At 47.2% G+C, this 18754-nt stretch carries 13 protein-coding genes and 1 riboswitch; of the genes, 2 read left to right on the top strand and 11 right to left on the bottom strand.

Features of this window, described 5'->3' with window-relative positions; translation table 11 throughout:
* Positions 1–48: 48 nt before the first annotated feature.
* The 5 genes from AR543_RS09470 to yfcE all read right to left on the bottom strand — a co-directional run bounded on the left by AR543_RS09470 (position 49) and on the right by yfcE (position 6345).
* Entirely contained in the window at positions 49–708 is a 660-nt protein-coding gene (locus tag AR543_RS09470; protein ID WP_060533824.1) for a response regulator, read from the bottom strand.
* A complete protein-coding gene (locus tag AR543_RS09465) occupies positions 680–1735 on the bottom strand; it encodes a sensor histidine kinase (protein ID WP_060533822.1) in 1056 nt (351 codons plus the stop codon). Before AR543_RS09465 ends, AR543_RS09470 begins: the two co-directional genes overlap by 29 nt.
* Positions 1736–1741: 6 nt before the next feature.
* Positions 1742–2887 (bottom strand): cell wall-active antibiotics response protein LiaF, encoded by a 1146-nt coding sequence (gene liaF, locus AR543_RS09460; RefSeq protein ID WP_060533820.1) that lies wholly within the window; start codon positions 2885–2887, stop codon positions 1742–1744.
* 436 nt (positions 2888–3323) lie between these two features.
* The gene (gene thrS, locus AR543_RS09455) at positions 3324–5264 is read right to left on the bottom strand and encodes a threonine--tRNA ligase (protein ID WP_060533818.1); all 1941 of its coding nucleotides are present in this window, start codon (positions 5262–5264) and stop codon (positions 3324–3326) included.
* Positions 5265–5796: 532 nt separating this feature from the next.
* On the bottom strand, positions 5797–6345 hold the full coding sequence (gene yfcE, locus AR543_RS09450) for a phosphodiesterase (RefSeq protein WP_060533816.1): 549 nt from the start codon (positions 6343–6345) through the stop codon (positions 5797–5799).
* Between the two features lie 167 nt (positions 6346–6512).
* Here yfcE and AR543_RS09445 point away from each other — a divergent pair, with 167 nt between their 5' ends.
* Positions 6513–6827 carry an antibiotic biosynthesis monooxygenase family protein gene (locus AR543_RS09445; RefSeq protein ID WP_060536716.1) on the top strand — a complete coding sequence of 105 codons (315 nt, stop codon included), beginning with the start codon at positions 6513–6515 and terminating at the stop codon, positions 6825–6827.
* 105 nt (positions 6828–6932) lie between these two features.
* Here the strand turns inward: AR543_RS09445 and mqnC are convergent, their stop codons facing one another.
* From mqnC to metA, 5 genes are all read right to left on the bottom strand, one after another.
* Positions 6933–8069: a cyclic dehypoxanthinyl futalosine synthase gene (gene mqnC / locus AR543_RS09440; RefSeq protein ID WP_060533814.1), complete on the bottom strand. Its 1137-nt coding sequence runs from the start codon at positions 8067–8069 to the stop codon at positions 6933–6935.
* Between the two features lie 505 nt (positions 8070–8574).
* Positions 8575–9372 (bottom strand): meso-2,3-butanediol dehydrogenase, encoded by a 798-nt coding sequence (budC, locus tag AR543_RS09435; RefSeq protein ID WP_060533812.1) that lies wholly within the window; start codon positions 9370–9372, stop codon positions 8575–8577.
* 606 nt (positions 9373–9978) lie between these two features.
* A complete protein-coding gene (locus AR543_RS09430) occupies positions 9979–11196 on the bottom strand; it encodes an aminotransferase class I/II-fold pyridoxal phosphate-dependent enzyme (protein WP_060533810.1) in 1218 nt (405 codons plus the stop codon).
* A gap of 4 nt (positions 11197–11200) precedes the next feature.
* A complete protein-coding gene (locus tag AR543_RS09425) occupies positions 11201–12391 on the bottom strand; it encodes a PLP-dependent transferase (RefSeq protein WP_060533808.1) in 1191 nt (396 codons plus the stop codon).
* A gap of 165 nt (positions 12392–12556) precedes the next feature.
* Positions 12557–13498: a homoserine O-acetyltransferase MetA gene (metA, locus tag AR543_RS09420; protein ID WP_060533806.1), complete on the bottom strand. Its 942-nt coding sequence runs from the start codon at positions 13496–13498 to the stop codon at positions 12557–12559.
* A 151-nt stretch (positions 13499–13649) separates the two neighbouring features.
* Positions 13650–13786: riboswitch (SAM riboswitch) on the bottom strand.
* Between the two features lie 479 nt (positions 13787–14265).
* Between metA and corA the strand changes: the two genes are divergently transcribed.
* Positions 14266–15201, top strand: coding sequence for a magnesium/cobalt transporter CorA (gene corA, locus AR543_RS09415; RefSeq protein WP_017811338.1), 936 nt, complete (start codon positions 14266–14268; stop codon positions 15199–15201).
* Positions 15202–15405: 204 nt separating this feature from the next.
* Here corA and AR543_RS09410 read toward each other — a convergent pair whose 3' ends face one another.
* Positions 15406–18597 carry an HAD-IA family hydrolase gene (locus tag AR543_RS09410; protein ID WP_060533804.1) on the bottom strand — a complete coding sequence of 1064 codons (3192 nt, stop codon included), beginning with the start codon at positions 18595–18597 and terminating at the stop codon, positions 15406–15408.
* Positions 18598–18754 lie beyond the last annotated feature (157 nt).

Raw genomic sequence — 18754 nt, 5'->3', positions numbered from 1 at the left:
GGATTTGCTACATCAGATGCCTTTATGCTCCATAATGCAGGCGCAAGCTCAATATTGAGTAACCCAGCCTTTGCGATGAGCAAAGATCGCCAGCTGGGTACGATCTTCCAGTTCGCATTTCATCAGCAGATTGCTGACATGTGTTTTGACGGTTTTGATACTAATATGTAATTCCTCTGCAATTTCCTTGTTGCTGAGTCCTTCTGCGATCAGCATAAGTACTTCCCGTTCACGGCCGGTCAGATCGGAGGATTCCTCCTGCGCCGAACTGCGCTGACGGATACCACGGGTAAGTGCCTGAGAGATATCTCCTGTCATCACTGGCATTCCCCGGCTGGCTCCCTGAAGAGCATAGATCAGTTCTTCGGCAGAAACGGTTTTCAGAATATAGCTGACGGCTCCTGCTTCAATCGCCTCTACGACCATATCATCTTCCAAAAAGCTGGTCAGAATCACGATTTTGAGATGAGGATAGTCTTTGAGGATGCAGCGCGTCGCTTCTACACCATTCATGATCGGCATCATCATATCCATCAGGATCAGATCAGGCATATCATCCGTATCCATTTGATCCAGCAAATCAATAACTTGCTGTCCATGCGCTGCTTCAGCGATCACTTCAAATTGCTCTTCCAGCATCAGATATGTTTTGAGACCCATCCGTACCATATCATGATCGTCAGCCAACAATATTTTGATCTTGTTCATGCTTGCTCACTCCCCCTGAATTATGTTCAAACTTGGGAATATGGATACGAATAGTTGTCCCTGCTCCAGGCGTACTGATCACCTCGGCCTGTCCGCCCAGCTTCTCGGCACGCTCCGACATAATCGTTAGCCCGTAAGAACCCTGCTTGTGAATACCCAGATCGAATCCTTTGCCATCGTCACTGATATGAAGAGCAATATGATGAGGCTCTTCCTGCAGGGACAGACTGACAATCGTTGCATCCGCATGTTTGACTATATTGGCCAGCGCCTCCTGAATAATAAGAAAAAGCTGACGCTCTTTGGCCTCAGTCAATTCTCCATGTAGCTCTACATCCTGCATTCCCTTGAGTCCGTTATGACGACAGTAATCGGGAAACCAGCTGTCCAGCGCTTCGGGCAGCGAACGCCCTTCCAGTTCCATTGGACGCAGTTGGGTAATCAGTGCACGCATTTGTTTTTGTGCCAGCTGGGACATCTGAATCAGCTGATCCATCACAGCACGTGCCTGCTGTTCATTGCGCTCCAGCACTTTGGGCAGGGAAGACGCGGACATATGAATAGCAAACAGCTGCTGGCTGACCGAATCATGCAGGTCACGCGCCATCCGCCGTCTTTCTTCCAGTACTGCTGTCTCGGTCTCACGGGTGCGTTCCATAACATCCTGCTCGCCCAGCTGCTGCAAAATATGCATTTTGCGTTCAACCGTACTCATCATTTCATTGAATTCCTGATGCACCCGGTTAAATGATTCATCTTCGGTCGGCGCCATACGGGTATTGAAATTGCCTTTGGCGACCTGGGTCATTTTGAGGTACATATAATCAATACGCCGCTGCACCCGCTGACCGGCCACATAGCCGGCGACCAGCGAGATAACGATCAATCCGCCAAAATAGTAAAAAGGATACTGCATATTGGCACCCTGATTAAGGGTCAGATAAATCATACTCGTCATCAGGATCCCAAACATTCCGAAAAATCCGATCAGTTCCCACTTCAGGTTTTTAAACCATTTTGTGCCCATCGTTTATCATCCCACCCGACTGATAGCAATATCTCCGATAAATACGCTGACTGTAATCTCTACGCGCTTACCGACCGAATCAAAATCCGCTGTTTCACTATTAATATGACCCATGAATCCTTCTTTGGTATCGCTGAGAATATTCATATCTCCGATAAAAGAATTGCCTTCTGCTTTGAAAGCTACATCCACACCGCTTGGAATAAATACTTTGACATCGCCGATAAAAGCGGAGATTGTAATTGGCGTGATTCCATAGGAAATCTGCGCACGCGTCAGATCCAGCATCGTATCCCCGATAAAGTGGGAAATATTCAGCGGTTTGAGCTCGAAATATTCTTTGCCGATATGCACATCGCCGATAAATCCGGAGCGCTGCTCTGCATGACGATATGCTGAGCCATAGCCTCTGCCCTTATAATACTGCTTCCACTGCTCCCGGTGCCACTGCTTATTTTGGCATCCTCCATTTTTTTGCTGTCTGATATGCTCTTTGAGCTGTCGTTTGAACTGCTGCTTATCCTGCTTCCAATTGCCTGAAGATGGATAGTCATAATATGGATGACGTGGAGGTGTATGTGGGGCATGGGGCTCTTTCTCCTGAAATGCCGGATCATTCCGGTATGCCTGTTCGGACGGCTCTTGATATGGCTGCCCAAATTCCTGACCTATCTTCGGTTCCGGTGGTGTCTGTTGGCCAAGCTTTTCATTGAACAGATCATCCAGTGCAGACGGTACAGGAGGTGGCGGCGGAGCATCATAGGTGGGTGGCTCGGGTGCTTCAGGTGTATGATCCATCCCCTGACGCCGGCGGCGTCTTTCCTTTTTGCCAAACAATATGTTCACACCGGCAACTACCAGTATTACCGGCAGCAGCAGACGAATCATATCGCCGATAGAATAATCAAACCATCCTAGATTGCGTCCCAGAAAATAGCCGCCCAAAATGGTCATAATCCAGCCGCCAATATCCTTTTTGCATTTGAACAAAAGTTCATTCAGACCCATCTCCAGCAGAATCAATGGCCATAGCAGGAACAGTACATCACTGATTCCCCACTCGATCATATTCATCCGGTTGAGGAGGAATACCATGCCAACCCCGATCAGGGACAATCCCCAGAAGGTTTTGCGAAACATATATCTGTTCATATCCGTTCCTCGCTTTCCTCTATTTCAGCTTCCTTTATGCTCTTATAGGTAGTGTACTGTCTAATCTACTTTCATCATAGCGGCATCAGGATGAAACTGTCCTCGGTCTAGAGACCGAGGCGCTAACCGGAGCTTCAAAATAACCTATAGTCGCAAGTAAGACTGTTGCTGTTGCTGTTGCTGTTGCTGTTGCTGTTGCTGTTGCTGTTGCTTGTCTATGTCTATGTCTATGTCTATGTCTATGTCTATGTCTATGTCTATGTCTATGTCTAAAGGAATGGTATATCTACATGGGTACAGGTAATACACGCAAAATACAGAAAAACCCCAATCTCCTATAACAGGGATCGGGGTTGAGTACATCATATATTGACTGTGACAGCAGCTGTTGAGTTGCTGCACACAGCTACTACTAAACAATCATACTGTGTATTTATTAGAAAATAGTGCGGTCAGCAATTTGCTGGCTTAGCAGCTTGGCTGCTTCTTCCAATGGCATGGTGCCGATATCGCCTTCACCGCGTTTGCGAACCGAGACACTGTTCGCGTTCATCTCATTTTCACCGATAACGAACATATAAGGGATTTTCTCCAGCTGGGCTTCGCGAATCTTGTAACCCAGCTTCTCGTTGCGCAGATCGGATTCAACGGTAACACCGCTCAGACGCAGCTGATCTTCAACTTTACGTGCATAATCATCAAAAGCAGTCGATACCGGGATCACTTTGGCCTGTACCGGGGACAGCCACAATGGCAATGCACCGATAAAGTTCTCCAGCAGGAAGGCAGTAAAGCGCTCCATTGTACTGATTACGCCGCGGTGGATAACGACCGGACGATGTTTTTGTCCATCATCACCGATATATTCCAGCTCAAAGCGCTCTGGCAGCAGGAAGTCCAGCTGTACAGTAGACAGTGTCTCTTCTTTACCTAATGCTGTACGAATCTGTACATCCAGCTTCGGACCATAGAATGCTGCTTCGCCTTCGGCTTCGAAGAATGGCAGATCTAGTTCTTCTACAACTTCACGCAGCATACGTTGGGACATTTCCCACATTTCGTCATTCGGGAAATATTTCTCGGTATCCTGTGGATCGCGGTAAGACAGACGGAAGCGGTATTCTTCGATACCAAAGTCTTTGTATACCTGCTGGATCAGCTGGATAACACGTGCAAACTCGTCTTTGATCTGATCCGGACGTACGAACAGATGCGCATCATTCAGTGTCATCGCACGTACGCGATGCAGACCTGTCAGTGCACCGGACATTTCATAACGGTGCATCATGCCCAGCTCGGCGATACGGATCGGCAGATCGCGGTAGCTGCGCAGATCGCTCTTGTATACCATCATATGGTGCGGACAGTTCATCGGACGCAGTACCAATTCTTCATTGTCCATGGACATAACCGGGAACATATCTTCCTGGTAGTGCTCCCAGTGACCGGATGTTTTGTATAGCTCGACATTACCCAATACCGGTGTATAGACGTGGCTGTAGCCCAGCTTTTCTTCCAGATCGACGATATAGCGCTCCAGTGTACGACGTAGCTTGGCACCATTTGGCAGCCAGATTGGCAGTCCCTGTCCTACCAGAGAAGAGAATGTGAACATTTCCAGCTCTTTACCCAGCTTGCGGTGATCACGCTTTTTCGCCTCTTCCAGGAAATGAAGATGCTGTTCCAGTTCCGGCTTTTTGTTAAATGCTGTTCCGTAGATACGCTGCAGCATTTTGTTTTTGCTGTCGCCGCGCCAGTAAGCACCGGCTACACTCAGCAGTTTGAAGACTTTGAGTTTACCTGTCGACGGTACGTGAGGACCACGGCACAGATCGAAGAATTCACCCTGATCATAGATGGTAATGATGCTGTCTTCCGGCAGTGCTTCGATCAATTCAATTTTATATGGATCTTCCAACTCGCCAAAGATTTTCAGTGCTTCTGCGCGGCTTACTTCGCGGCGTGTAATCGGCAGGTTTTCGTTAACGATACGTTCCATTTCCTTTTCGATCTTTTGCAGATCTTCCGGATTGATCGGATGCTCCAGATCCATATCATAATAGAAGCCATCTTCGATAACCGGACCTACACCCAGCTTGACTTCCTTGGCACCAAACAGACGCTTAACCGCCTGTGCAGTCAAATGCGCAGTACTATGACGAATGACTTCCAGTCCGTCTGCGCTGTCAGCTGTAACAATCTCGACCAATGCACCGTTATGCAGTGGAGTGTTCAGGTCTACAACAATACCATCGAGTTTGCCTGCTACTGCGTTTTTGAACAGGCTTTTGCTGATAGAAGATGCGACATCTCCGATATTGTTTCCTTCTTCATACTGACGGACCGAGCCGTCGGGCAATTTAATTTCAATAGCCATGGTAAATGTCCTCCTTGTGAAAGTTACTTTTTGAATTCATTAAAACAACAAAAAACGCCCGTCCCGGTAAAGGGACGAGCGTTGTAGTATATATGCCCGTGGTTCCACCCTGATTTGATTCTGATAACAGCTCCGTATGCATCTGAACAACTCCGGTTCCTTATCAAATATAAAAAGGAAACAGGAGGAACAATGCAGCCACTGCTGTACCGAATCCTTCATTGCATCGGGTAACGGTGATGAACCGATGGAGCTTACTGCCGACTCTATGTAGCATGGATTGCCGGGTTCAACATCATAGCTCGGAAGTGGTAAGATCATGGCTGTCACGGGAGGAAATTGCAGCGAATAGATTTCCCTCTCTCTTAACCGGACGGTTCCAAGTCTCGTGTCTTCGTCATTGCTCATATATTCATTTAATGACTTGTGCTTCAACCATTATAAAAGTGTCCGTAATCAGCGTCAAGCATTCTATACGAATTGCTTTTTGACCCAGCTATCCCTATACTCCGATTCGGAGAGATTATGCTCTCTAATCCTCGAAAATGATCTGCTTGATAACCGTATTCTCCAAGCTGTGGATAGTAAATATATCATTTTCCATAATACCGTAGGAATGAGGATAATCTCCTTTTGGTAAAGCTATAGAGCCGGGATTCAGCAAATAGATACCCTCCTGCTGCACAGCAACAGGAATATGCGTATGCCCCTGGATAAAAATATCGCCCGGCTGGAGCGGCGGAAGATGCTCCATGCTGTACCCATGTCCATGAGTAACATGAATTTTGCGGGATTCATGATACAGAACGGCATAATCGCCCATCATTGGAAATTCCAGCAGCATCTGATCGACTTCAGCATCACAATTGCCCCGAACAGCGATAATTCGGTTTTTATAGCGGTTGAGTATATTGGCTACTTCTGCAGGATTATAATCATCAGGCAGCGGATTGCGGGGACCATGATACATATAGTCACCCAGCAGTATAATCTGATCCGGCTGCTCCTGCTCGACTTTTTCAATCGCACGGTTCAGCCAGTACAAAGAACCATGAATATCGGATATGAATAGCAATTTCATTATTATCCCCCCTTGGATTGACCCATCTGGAAAAAATGTACTGAACCCTGTTATAGGAAAAAGTAAACCCAGTGATAACGATAAGGTGGTTGATATTCCTGTCTTATTAAATGTAGCATATTATCATGAAATGGAATAAGGGAGTGATCACATTGACAATACATGCTATGAATAGGGAAACACCGTATTACGCTGTTATTTTTACAAGTACACGTACTGCCGGTGATCAGGGGTATGGACAGATGGCGGATCGGATGGAACAGCTCGGTTCGGCACAACCCGGCTTTCTCGGTATAGAAAGCTATCGCAACCTGGACGGAACAGGGGTAACCATCTCCTACTGGCGTGATCTCGATGCTATTCGACAGTGGAAAAGTAATGCGGCTCATCAAATTGCCCAGCAAAAAGGCCAGCAACAATGGTATGCAGAATATTCTGTCAAAGTATGCAAAGTTGAGCGCGAATATTCTTTTGAAATCTGAGCAACATAATAAAAAGCTCTGTCACCCGATTGCGGAGGACAGAGCTTTTTATTATGTTATATTTTTCTGCTAGCCATATTGCAGGAACTTCAAGCCATCCGATGATTAGTTCTGCATGATAAAGTCGCGCTGGATTTTGTAGCTCTCATCATCAAATACTTTGAGGATATTGTACTTGGTATCACGCTGTGCAGGAATCTTGCCAGCGGCGCGGATAATATCCAGAGTCTGCTCGATATTGACCTTGTGGGTAGTACCTGCAGCAGATACGACATTCTCTTCCATCATCGTACTACCGAAGTCATCACAACCATATTGCAGGGACATTTTGCCGACTTCCGGTCCCATCGTTACCCAAGAAGACTGGAAGTGCTTGATGTTATCCAGCACGATGCGGCTGATCGCTACATTTTTGAGGTACTGCTCCGGTGTTTGTTTCTCTGCTTTCATATTGGTGTTATCGGGCTGGAACGTCCAGGAGATAAACGCCAGGAAGCCTTCGGAATCGTAGCCATTCTGGATACATTCATCCTGGGCTTCACGAACACGCAGCAGATGCAGCGCACGCTCTTCCATCGACTCGCCGAATCCGATAACCATAGTTGCTGTCGTATTCATACCCACTTTGTGGGCGGTCTGCATAACGTCCATCCAGTCGCGCCATGAGCCTTTGAGACGGCTGATTTTACGGCGTGTGCGGTCATCCAGAATCTCGCCGCCACCGCCTGGCAGGGAATCGAGACCTGCTTCATGAATCGCACGAATCGTGTCTTCCATGGACATGCCGGACAACAGCTGCATTTTCATAATCTCCGCCGGGGAGAACGAGTGCATCGTAATGTTCGGGAAGTGCTGCTTGATTTTACGCAGAATATTCAGATAGTATTCAAAAGGCAATTCAGGGTTTACCCCGCCCTGCATCAGAATCTCTGTACCGCCTACATCTTCGGTTTCCTGAATCTTTTGCAGGATGACTTCGTCAGGCAGTACATAGCCTTCGGCAGAACCGGGACGACGGTAAAATGCGCAGAAACGGCAAAATACGTCGCATACATTGGTGTAGTTGACGTTGCGTCCGATAACGAAAGTGGTAATAGGGTCCGGATTTTTGCGGATCATCATCTGATTCGCGACATGGCCCATTTTTTCGATTTGATCGGATTCATATAGTGCAATAGTATCTTCCAGGTCCAGACGTCCACCTTGCAGGGCTTTTTCCAGGATACGATCTACTGTATTCATATTATAGCCTCCCTATAACCTATTTCAGGCATCAAGGTATGATGTCGAAAAGTAAATTGGATGTTGTGTAATTCATATTCCAGTAATGTCATATATCTGCCATATCTAAAAATTAAAATAATTTCAATAGCGACATGTATTATCGTAACATATTTCACATTTGAAAAACAGGCATGGAAATGACAGTACGGTGATTTTTTGCGATAAAATTACAATTTCCGCACAGCATTTTGGAAGTGTTCCGGTAACTTTTTCCATATCCTTTCCAGTGGAAATATGTCTCTACCCCAGCACTACAGAGCTGTCTCTGTTCATATAAAAAGGGAAACGCCTGCTATGATGAAAGGCGTCTCCCTATGATACGTATCCAATCGGTAATTCGATCATTTTATTTGTTATCTTGTTTGATTTATTGAATCATTTGGATAATCAAGCGAGCATACATGCTCTGCGCTGCGGCCAAAAGGAAACTTCGCCCTTACACCGTCATATCGCAGACTCCAGATTAATTGCCAAATTCACGAGGCGAGTTGCCTTGTCCATTGGACGCTATCGTACCGCCATCGACCGGCAGAATGACCCCTGTAATGTACTGTGCATCCGGACTTGCCAGGAACAGATAGGCAGGTGCTACATCTTCAGCGTCGGCGATCCGCTGCAGCGGCACACGGGATTTGAATTTCTCAACCAATTCCTGTCCGCCCTCTTCCATCATCGGCTTGGTCATCTCGGTAACGGTAAAGGCAGGTGCAATCGCATTGACGCGTATACCTTTTTCTCCGAGTTGCAATGCCAGTGACTGAACGAACAAACTGATCGCTCCTTTGGTGGCATTGTATGCCGGGTGCGGCCAGTCGCCTGCAAGGCCTGATACGGAAGAAGTCGCAATAATCGAACCTTTGGATTTTTCCAGATGAGGTACGACTGCACGTGCCAGATATACCTGGGAGTCTACGTTCGTTGTGCGCATATTTTCCCAGTCTTCATCAGTTAATTCTTCAATCGGACCTGCTACGGATACACCGGCGTTGCTGATCACCACATCCAGCTTGCCAAAACGATCTACGGTCTGCTGCACCAGCGCATCCACTTCAGTACGTTTGCGCACATCGGTAGGTACGATCAGATATCGATCATCGCTGTAGCCTTCCACAATTTCTTTCATCTTATCTTCACTGCGCGCAGCGAGTACCACATTGGCGCCATTTTTTAGAAAGGCAGTTGCTACAGCACGTCCAATCCCTGTGCTTGCACCTGTAATCAATACAATCGAGCCATCAAAAGGATATTTATTCTGTGTCATATGCCAGTCCCTCCAGATCTGTGTATATATTCGACGTTCTCACGTATGGTCATTACCCGCTGAAATGGAATATAAACGATGGTAACGTATACATGAAATTTGAACATTTAGTGAAGGGAAAATATACAGTTAGTGAGTGTTACAAAGAGAATATGCATATTCCAACAGAGATACACGGTATTGAATAGAAATATACAGTGCTAGATAGAGGTGACAAGTATTGGTATAAAGATACAAAGCATTGATATAGAGCTACAAAACATCGATATAAAGATACAAAACATTGGTATAGAGATACAAAGTATCAGTAACACTAAAAGTACTCCTGCCTTATAGCAAGAGTACTTTTTATCCGCATGTATTCATTTTGTATTTCATCATTTATATTTGTTCACTTGCATTCATTCCGTGTTTACTCGGCGATATTCAGTATTAATCTGGCATTCACAGTATTGATCCGGAATTCAATTCGAAGCAGATTTTGAAATATACGTTCTCCTCTATTAAGTAAGTTAGGATACAGATCGTATCAGCAGATGACTAAATAGTATATCCCTGAGCCTCTGTCTGCTTTATATCCAATCAGTCGATCCAGCGCTACCTTTTCTAACTGTCCAGCGCCTGCTCCAGATCGGCGATCAGATCTTCCACGTCTTCCAGGCCAACCGACAGACGCAGCAGTCCATCGGTAATTCCCCGCTCTGCCCGGACACCGGCACCCATCGCTGCATGGGACATGGTTGGCGGATAGGAAAGGATACTTTCTACTGCTCCCAGGCTTACGGCTACCAGTGGCAGCTGAACACGATCCAGTACCTGCTTGGCACGTTCACCGGAACCCACATCAAAAGAAATAACCGAGCCAAAGCCTGTCGACTGGTTGACATGAACTTCATGTCCGGGATGCTCCGGCAGACCCGGGTAATAGATGCGCTCGATATCACTGCGTCCGCGCAGCCATTCTGCCAATTTGGCTGTACTCTTTTCCGAATGGGTCATTCTCGCACCCAGTGTCTTCATCCCGCGCATGAGCAACCAGCAATCCTGCGGACCCAGCACGCTGCCAAAGCTATTTTGCAGCTGCTTGAGCTGCTTGCCCAGCTGTTCGGTACGCGTTACTGCCAGACCGGCGAGCACATCACTATGACCGCCGAGGAACTTGGTCGCACTGTGCAGTACTATATCTACGCCCAGCTCAATCGGCCGCTGATAATAAGGAGTCATAAATGTATTATCCAGCAGGGTCAGCAGATGATGCTCTCTCGCCCATTCGGTCACTGCATGAATATCGGTAATTTTCAGTGTCGGGTTGGAAGGCGTCTCCATATACACAGCACGCGTATTGGGACGAAGTGCTCCTTTGACCTGTTCCAGATTGGTCATATCGACAAAGGAAATCTCGATATTCATCCGGTTCAGAATCGTTGTCAGCAGACGATACGTACCGCCATATACATCTTCGGTGACAATGACATGCTCACCCGCCGATAACAGGAAAAAGGCTGTCGAGATCGCTGCCATCCCCGAAGCAAAAGCAAATCCATTCGTTCCACCTTCCAGCAGGGCAATATAATCTTCCAGCGCCTGACGCGTCGGATTGCCGGAGCGGCTGTAATCATGCAGCGGCGGATTCAATATATCTTCCTGATGAAAAGTCGATGCCTGGTAAATCGGCACACTGGAAGCTCCGGTCGCCCGGTCAATCTCGCCGCCAAAATGGATCAATTTGGTATCGAATCCACGAGTCTGCTGGGATACCGGAACAGCCGTCTGTCGGCCAGAAGAGTGGTAGCGATTATCGTTATGCTCCTGATTCCCGCTCATCTGCTCACGCCCCTTCCACTTCGAGACGTGCAGCTTCCAGCGCTTGATCCAGATCGGCGATCAGATCATCCACATGCTCAATCCCCACCGAGAAACGCAGCAGACGATCATCTACACCAATCGCATCACGAATTTCCAGTGGAATATCAGCATGTGTCTGAATCGCCGGATACGTCATTAGCGACTCCACCCCACCCAGACTCTCGGCAAACGCGATCAGCTTGATATGACGCAGCAGCGGCTCTACATAACGTGCATCGGTGACTTTAAAAGAGAAAATGCCGGTATTACCGCTTGATTGACGATTCTGCACTTCATGACCCGGATGATCCGGCAGTGCAGGGTAATAAACCTGGGCGATCTGCGGATGCTGCTGCAGATGAGTCGCTATCGCTGTCGCATTATACTCATGACGCTCCATACGCAGAGCCAGTGTCTTCATGCCGCGCATCAGCTGGTAGGAATCGGTTGGTGACAGCACGGCACCGATTGAGTTATGCAGAAAAGCCATTTCTTCGGATAATTCCTTGCCTTTGGTAATAATCAGGCCTGCCAGCACATCATTGTGTCCGCCGAGATATTTGGTCGCACTATGAATGACGATATCTGCTCCCAGCTCGATCGGACGCTGGAAAAATGGGGACAGCAGCGTATTATCCACTACGGTCAGCAGATTGTGTTGCTTGGCCCAGCCTGTTACTGCCGCTATATCGGTAATCATCATGAGCGGATTGGTCGGTGTCTCGATAAATACCGCACGGGTATTGTCCTGGCGAATCTGCTCCATCGCTTCCAGATCATTCGTATCGATGTATGAAGCGGTAATGCCAAACTTGGACAAAATCCGCTCCAACAGACGGTACGTTCCTCCATACAAATCCAGGGACACGATCAGATGATCGCCCTGTCCAAACAGAGAGAAAATAGTCTGCAGCGCAGCCATACCGGAGCTACAGGCAAATCCGGCATCACCGGATTCCAGCTCGGCGGCTGCCTGCTCCAGCACGGCTCTTGTCGGATTGGTCGTACGGATATAGTCAAAGCCTGTGCTCTTGCCCAGTGCCGGATGACGGAAAGCGGTAGATTGATAGATCGGAAAGTTAATCGCTCCGGTTACCGGTTCCTGCACAGAGCCGATCTGTGCCAGCCGGCTTTCAATATTAAGGGATTCGTTTTTTGCGTTGTGTTCCGTCATTCGTAATTTCCTCCTCTAGGATCTATGAGCTGTAGGTTGATGATCTGGATGATCAATGTTGCGCCAGATACAGTACTATACTGCTGGGCACAGTGTTATGATAATTTGCCAGTTTGGTGGTACCTATCGTACGTTTTTCATTTCCAATCTGGTAAAAGCTCGCATCTAAATGGAATACTGCCCCACTTCGGATTTCTCATTGCCCAAATCGTATGGCGTCTCCTGATACACATAATAATTGAGCCAATTGGCAAACAGCAGGTTTGCATGGGCGCGCCATGTAGATGGCGGGGTACGGGTCGGGTCGTCATTGGGATAATAATTTTTGGGAACAGCAATATCCATGCCCCGGGCAATATCGCGGTCATATTCCCATTTCAGGGATAGCGGGTCATATTCGGAATGACCGGTGACGAAGATCTGCTTACCATCCCGGGTCGCTACGATGTATACACCAGCTTCTTCGGATTCAGACAGAATCTCCAGTTCTTCCACTTTGGCGATATCTTCGTGCCGGACTTCGGTATGGCGCGAATGCGGTGCATAATACAATTCGTCGAAGCCGCGCAGCAGTTTGACATTGGTTTTGTTGAGCGTATGCGGGAAAACACCAAAACATTTCTCCGGCAGATCGACTTTGGGAATGCCGAAATGATGGTACAGACCTGCCTGCGAGGCCCAACAAATATGCATGGTCGACGTAACATTTGTTTTGCTCCAGTTAAAAATCTCCTGGATCTCTTCCCAGTAGTTCACATCTTCAAAGTCCAATGTCTCTACCGGTGCACCGGTTACGATCAGACCGTCAAAGCGCAGATGACGCACTTCCTGGAACGTTTTGTAAAAGGTGTTCAGGTACTCGGCAGAAGTATTTTTGGAAGTATGCGATTCGGTATGCAGCAGATAAATGTCTACCTGCAGCGGACTGTTCCCGAGCAGACGCAGTAGCTGGGTCTCGGTTGTTTCTTTGGTAGGCATCAGATTAAGTAGTGCTATTTTGAGAGGACGAATGTCCTGATGATACGCATGGGATTCGTCCATAACGAAAATGTTTTCTCCGGCCAGTACTTCTTTGGCAGGCAGGCTATCCGGGATTTTGATCGGCATGTGAATTCACTCCTTGGGGTATATGAAAGTTATGTGGATATGGATGTGCATGCAGGATGGAGAAAACAGCGCTATATATACAAAAAAGACCTTTCTCTGTTTTGCACACTGAGAAAGGTCATATCCGCGGAGTCCACGTCTATAAGCGCCTCTCTCATCTGTCAGCAGATACCAGATACTTCATCGTAGGATGTACCTGTATCTCTGCTAGAATTAGCACCGTACGGTATATGACCGCCGGTTGCCGGGCTTCATAGGGCTAGTCCCTCCACCTGCTCTTGATAAGATTCGCTTTATTCAATTATTGGTATAAGTATAAGATGGTTGCTGCATATAAACTGCTTTTTATGAAAAGCCAGCTGCGCTTAGTATGACAAGCGCTGAATTACTTATATCATAATTTATACTAATTCTGTATCTATCGTCAAGGGTAAGTTGGGCCGATAAATAAGTTATCAGGCACGATTGTTTTTAAAGCTTGAAAGCCTGCTGTCCCCACGGTATACTTAACAAGTATTTGACGTATTTTCATGTTTTTCATAAAAGTAATTGAATCCAAAGAGGTGAATTTCAAGATGGAAGGCGACCCGAGGCCCAGCTGGCAGTACAGGAAGTCACAACTGCAGGAAATGAACGACAATACGATACCAGAGGAGCGCGCCATGTTTGAAAAGGTACTTTTTTCATATAAAGCGAAGCTTTAAATAAGTATGTATGATTGCCGTGTATTTTCCTGCTCACTTTAACCAAAAAAGGAGTAGAGGAATATGAAAATTCGGCACGTGAATGCTGGTAACTTTACACTCATTGAAGATATTAATGAAGCGCTGGTGGCTCCTGAAGAGGGATTTTACTGGATTGACGCTGGTCTTGATGACCTGATCCTGCTTCAACCGCTGTTTATGCTGCATGATCTGGCAGTTGAGGATATGATGGGCGATGAAGAGCAGCGTCCAAAAATTGAAATCTACGAGAGCCATTACTTTATCGTGGTTAACAGTATTCGTTTTGACGATGAAGAAATTTTCCTGCGCGCACTGAATATTTTCCTGGGACGTCATTTTATCATCACAGTGACCCGTCAGAAAATCAGTGAACTACGGACGCTCAAGCCGATTCTGTGGGAAGAGGAAGTGAGCCGTCCCGACAAATTCATGTACCTGCTCGTCGATCTGGTAGTGGATAACTACTTTACAGTTGGTGACCGGATCGAAGACCAGATTGAACGTCTGGAAGAAAATATCCTGATGAATACCAAAAAGTCGCATCTGAACGAGATTATCGGTCTGCGCGGCGAGATTCTATGGCTCAAGCGTGTACTCGGTCCACAGCGTGAAGTCATCAATACACTGAACAAAAAAGATCTGCGTCTGATCGATGACCAGCTCCAAAAATACTTCAGTGACGTGTACGAGAATGCGGTCAAAGTCTCCGAGATGTTTGATACGTTCCGCGATCTGATGGGTAACTTACGTGAAGCCTACCAGTCCAGTATCGCTAATCGTGCGAATGAAATTATGCGTGTATTTACAGCGATTACGACCATATTCATGCCGCTGACCGTTATTACCGGTATCTACGGAATGAACTTTGAATACATGCCGGAACTCAAATGGCATTTCGGTTATCCAATGGTGATCGGCATTATGATTATTCTCGGTCTGACGATGTTCTTCACTTTCCGCAAAAAAGACTGGATCTGAAATGAATAAAGCTGTCCTGCCCTGCTTGTTAACAGGGAAAGGACAGCTTTTTTTGTGTCTTGCGATATTTTGCATTTCACAGTTGATCAGATCCAGCTAGATCATCTGTTCAATACATTTTCATAGTTATTCAGATTGAACGGTATATCCTGAATTCGATCAGTGTGTAGTCGTTCTGCCGTTAATTTGGTCAGACACCGTTGATCAAGGAATTTCCATCCATCTTTTCATGGTCTCTGCGTTCAGGTGAGTCAGGCTGGCAACGGTAAAGTGCGCATGATCGACAACGTGCTGGATATTGACACCAATTGTCTTCATACCGACTTCACGCACAGAACGCAGGCAATCTGCCGAATCCTCGATTACCATACAGTGATACGGATGTACATTCACGGATTCTGCCGCAAGGACGAACACTTCTGGATCGGGCTTTGGATGTTCGATATCCTGCGCCTGAATAATTGATGCAAAATAGTCAATAATGCCGAGACGTTCCATGATCTCTTTGGCATCCGGACGGTCTGTCGCGAGCAGTACCGTTACATCCTGCTCTTTGAGCTGCTGCAGCAGTTCGATAGAACCCGGCATCAGATATTCACGATATATATATTCGTGAGACAATGGGTTACTGAGTATCGTAGGGTCCCATTCCGCTGATGGCTGAGTATCCATTACCGTGTCTTCTCCATCATTGCCCTGAGCGGCTGAAGATTCCTGAGCAGGCTCTGACTGGGCAGGAGATGTGTTGTCCTTGGATGTATTCTTTTGTGCATCCGACGATACTTTTTCATCGCCTGCCGAAGTACCTGCGGCTTCGGTACCTGTACTGCTGTCCGCTTCACCATCTACAACAGAAGAAGCTGGCGGTTCTGTTACGGAATGATCGGGCTTGCCGTTTCCTTCGGACGAAGGACTTCCCGCGCTGCCCAGCACTCCATTTTCATCCATTTCTACGGTAGGCGGCTCTTCAGGCACATAGTTGAGCGGCAGTTGTGCAGGTGTACCACCAAAGTAAATATCCTGCTTCTCCGGTAGCGGCATCAATACACCTTCCAGACCGAAAATTACAGCCTGCAATGCACGATTTTTCATAATCAATGGCTGGGTCAGAGCCACGAGCCGTTCATGTCCGTAATGTGCTACGATCAATGGTTCACCGCGTACCAGTCGATACGTAGTCAGATTGTCCTCAATTGTAATCTCCAGCAGACGCTTCTGGAATTGTACGCGGAAACTGTAACGTGTCCAGCCTGGCGGCAGCTTCGGTTCGAAATGAAGCTTGCCTGCATTTTGACGCATCCCGGCAAATCCGCCCACGATCGTCAGCCAGCTGCCTGCCATGGAAGCGGCATGAATACCGTCTTTGACATTGTTATGGAAATCATCCAGATCCATCCGTGCCGATTGAATAAAGAAATCATATGCCGGGTCCATTGTTCCCAGCTCTGCAGCAATAATCGCATGAATCGCAGCAGACAAGGAAGAGTCATGCGTCGTCAGTGGCTCGTAATACGCATAGTTCCGCACCTTTTCCATTTTGGTAAATCGGTGTCCGAGCAGATACATGGCCAGGATCAGGTCAGCCTGCTTGAGCACCTGATGACGGTAAATAACGAGCGGATGAAAATGCAGCAGCAAAGGATATTTCTCTGCCGGGGTATTTTCGAAATCCCAGATCCCTTTATCAAGGAAGGAATCATCCTGTCCGATCAGACCGCTCTGACGGTGAATGTACATGGCTTCTGCCGCACGTTCCCATACATCAATCTCTTCATTGGTCAGTCCCATTGGACTGCAGATCATTGCTTCATAAGAATCCGGATCGGTATCACACCATTTTTTGAGTTCACGGGCGGTAAATTCCAGCTGATCCTTGACCATTATATTTGTATAAGTGTTATTGTTGACCATCGCAGTATACTCATCAGGGCCGGTTACTCCATTAATACAAAAGCCTTTGCCCGGAATCCAGTCGCCCGCAGACATAAAGAATCGGCAGGTCTCCACCAGCATCTCCAGCCCTTTGGTACGCAGGAATTCCTGATCATCCAGCGCTTCCGTATACTGAATAACAGCATGGGCTACATCGGCATTAATATGATACTGCGCGGTTCCGCCCGGGTAATAGGCAGACACTTCTTCCCCACCGATTGTACGCCATGGATAAAGAGCGCCAGATCCGGCCATCTCGACCGCACGTTCTCTTGCCTTGGGCAGGGTATGATAACGGAATTCCAGCAGCTGGTGCGCCAGATCCGGCTGGGTATACAGGAAGAACGGCATGATATACGTCTCGGTATCCCAGAAGTAGTGACCTTCATAGCCTTCCCCGGTAATCCCTTTGGCACCGATATTCGTACGTCCATCGCGACCGACAGACTGGAACAGATGGAAAGCATTGAACCGCAGTCCCTGCTGCAGCTTCTCGTCTCCTTCCACCTGAATATCCGCAGTCTCCCAGAATTCATCCAGACGCTGCTTTTGCAGATCAGCCAGCGCTTTGAACCCGTCTTTCATTACGTCTTTCAGCGTGGATTCTGCCAGAATAGGCAGGTGCTCAATCTCGTAGTCTTTGGACGTGTAATAAACGATTCCTTTTTCCAGTACAGCCTCGGTATCCTGCTTGAGGGTGAAGGTAAAATGTTTCTCCAGACGCTGTTCCTGCTGCTCGCTTTTGAGCTTGTATTTACGATTGGCCCGATGATCGGCAGCACACCAGAGGTGGAATTCCGTCTCCGATGTTTGCTGCTCCAGTGCCATATGGGTACCGGTCTCGTGCTTGCCAATCGTATGCAGCACCTGTCCTTTAAAAGCTGCTCCGGCGCGCGGATCGCCTTCGGAGATTTCATTATGCACCTCGCCATTCAGTGCGGACACCAGTGTAATTTCTCCCGAAAAATTGAGCGGTTTGACAGTATAACGAATCATCGCTACGTGCTTGTTGGCAAAAGAAACCAGACGCTCGATCCGGATCGAAATACATTTACCCGTACCACTTTCCCATGTGATCTGACGGGTAAGTATACCGGTCTGCATATCCAGTGTACGCTCATAGTCGATCAACCGTCCGGCAAGCAGATTGAAGCGTTCTCCTTCAATCCACAGCTCAATAATTTTGCTGTCGGTTACATTCAGCATCGTCTGCCGTTTGCGCGCATAACCATAGGCTTCCTCACCATACGTGATATCTGCCGAATCATAAAATCCATTCAGATATGTACCATTCAGTGCATCCACTTCCGGTACATCCATACCTTCCTCAAAGTGGCCTCTCATCCCGATATAGCCATTGGCTACGGTAAAGACCGTCTCGCTGCGGCGGTTATACTGCGGATTATATAAAGTCTCTCGAATCGTCCATGGTTCTATTTCATAGATCGTTGTTCCTTCTCTCATTCCGCTGGCTCCTTTCTGATTTGAACTGCTGCTTCAGATGATGCTGCTTTGTAGTAGTGATGTCATAACTGCCATTGCTGTCTACAGACTGGTGAACCTTTTAGTGCATAAACATACCTTTAAAATAATTAACCATATTTCAACCTTGAAAGCTCTT

Source organism: Paenibacillus bovis (genome assembly GCF_001421015.2).
Classification (GTDB): Bacteria; Bacillota; Bacilli; order Paenibacillales; family Paenibacillaceae; genus Saccharibacillus; species Saccharibacillus bovis.
The sequence above is the reverse complement of the archived record's forward strand: the minus strand, read 5'-3'. Positions and strand labels throughout refer to the sequence as shown.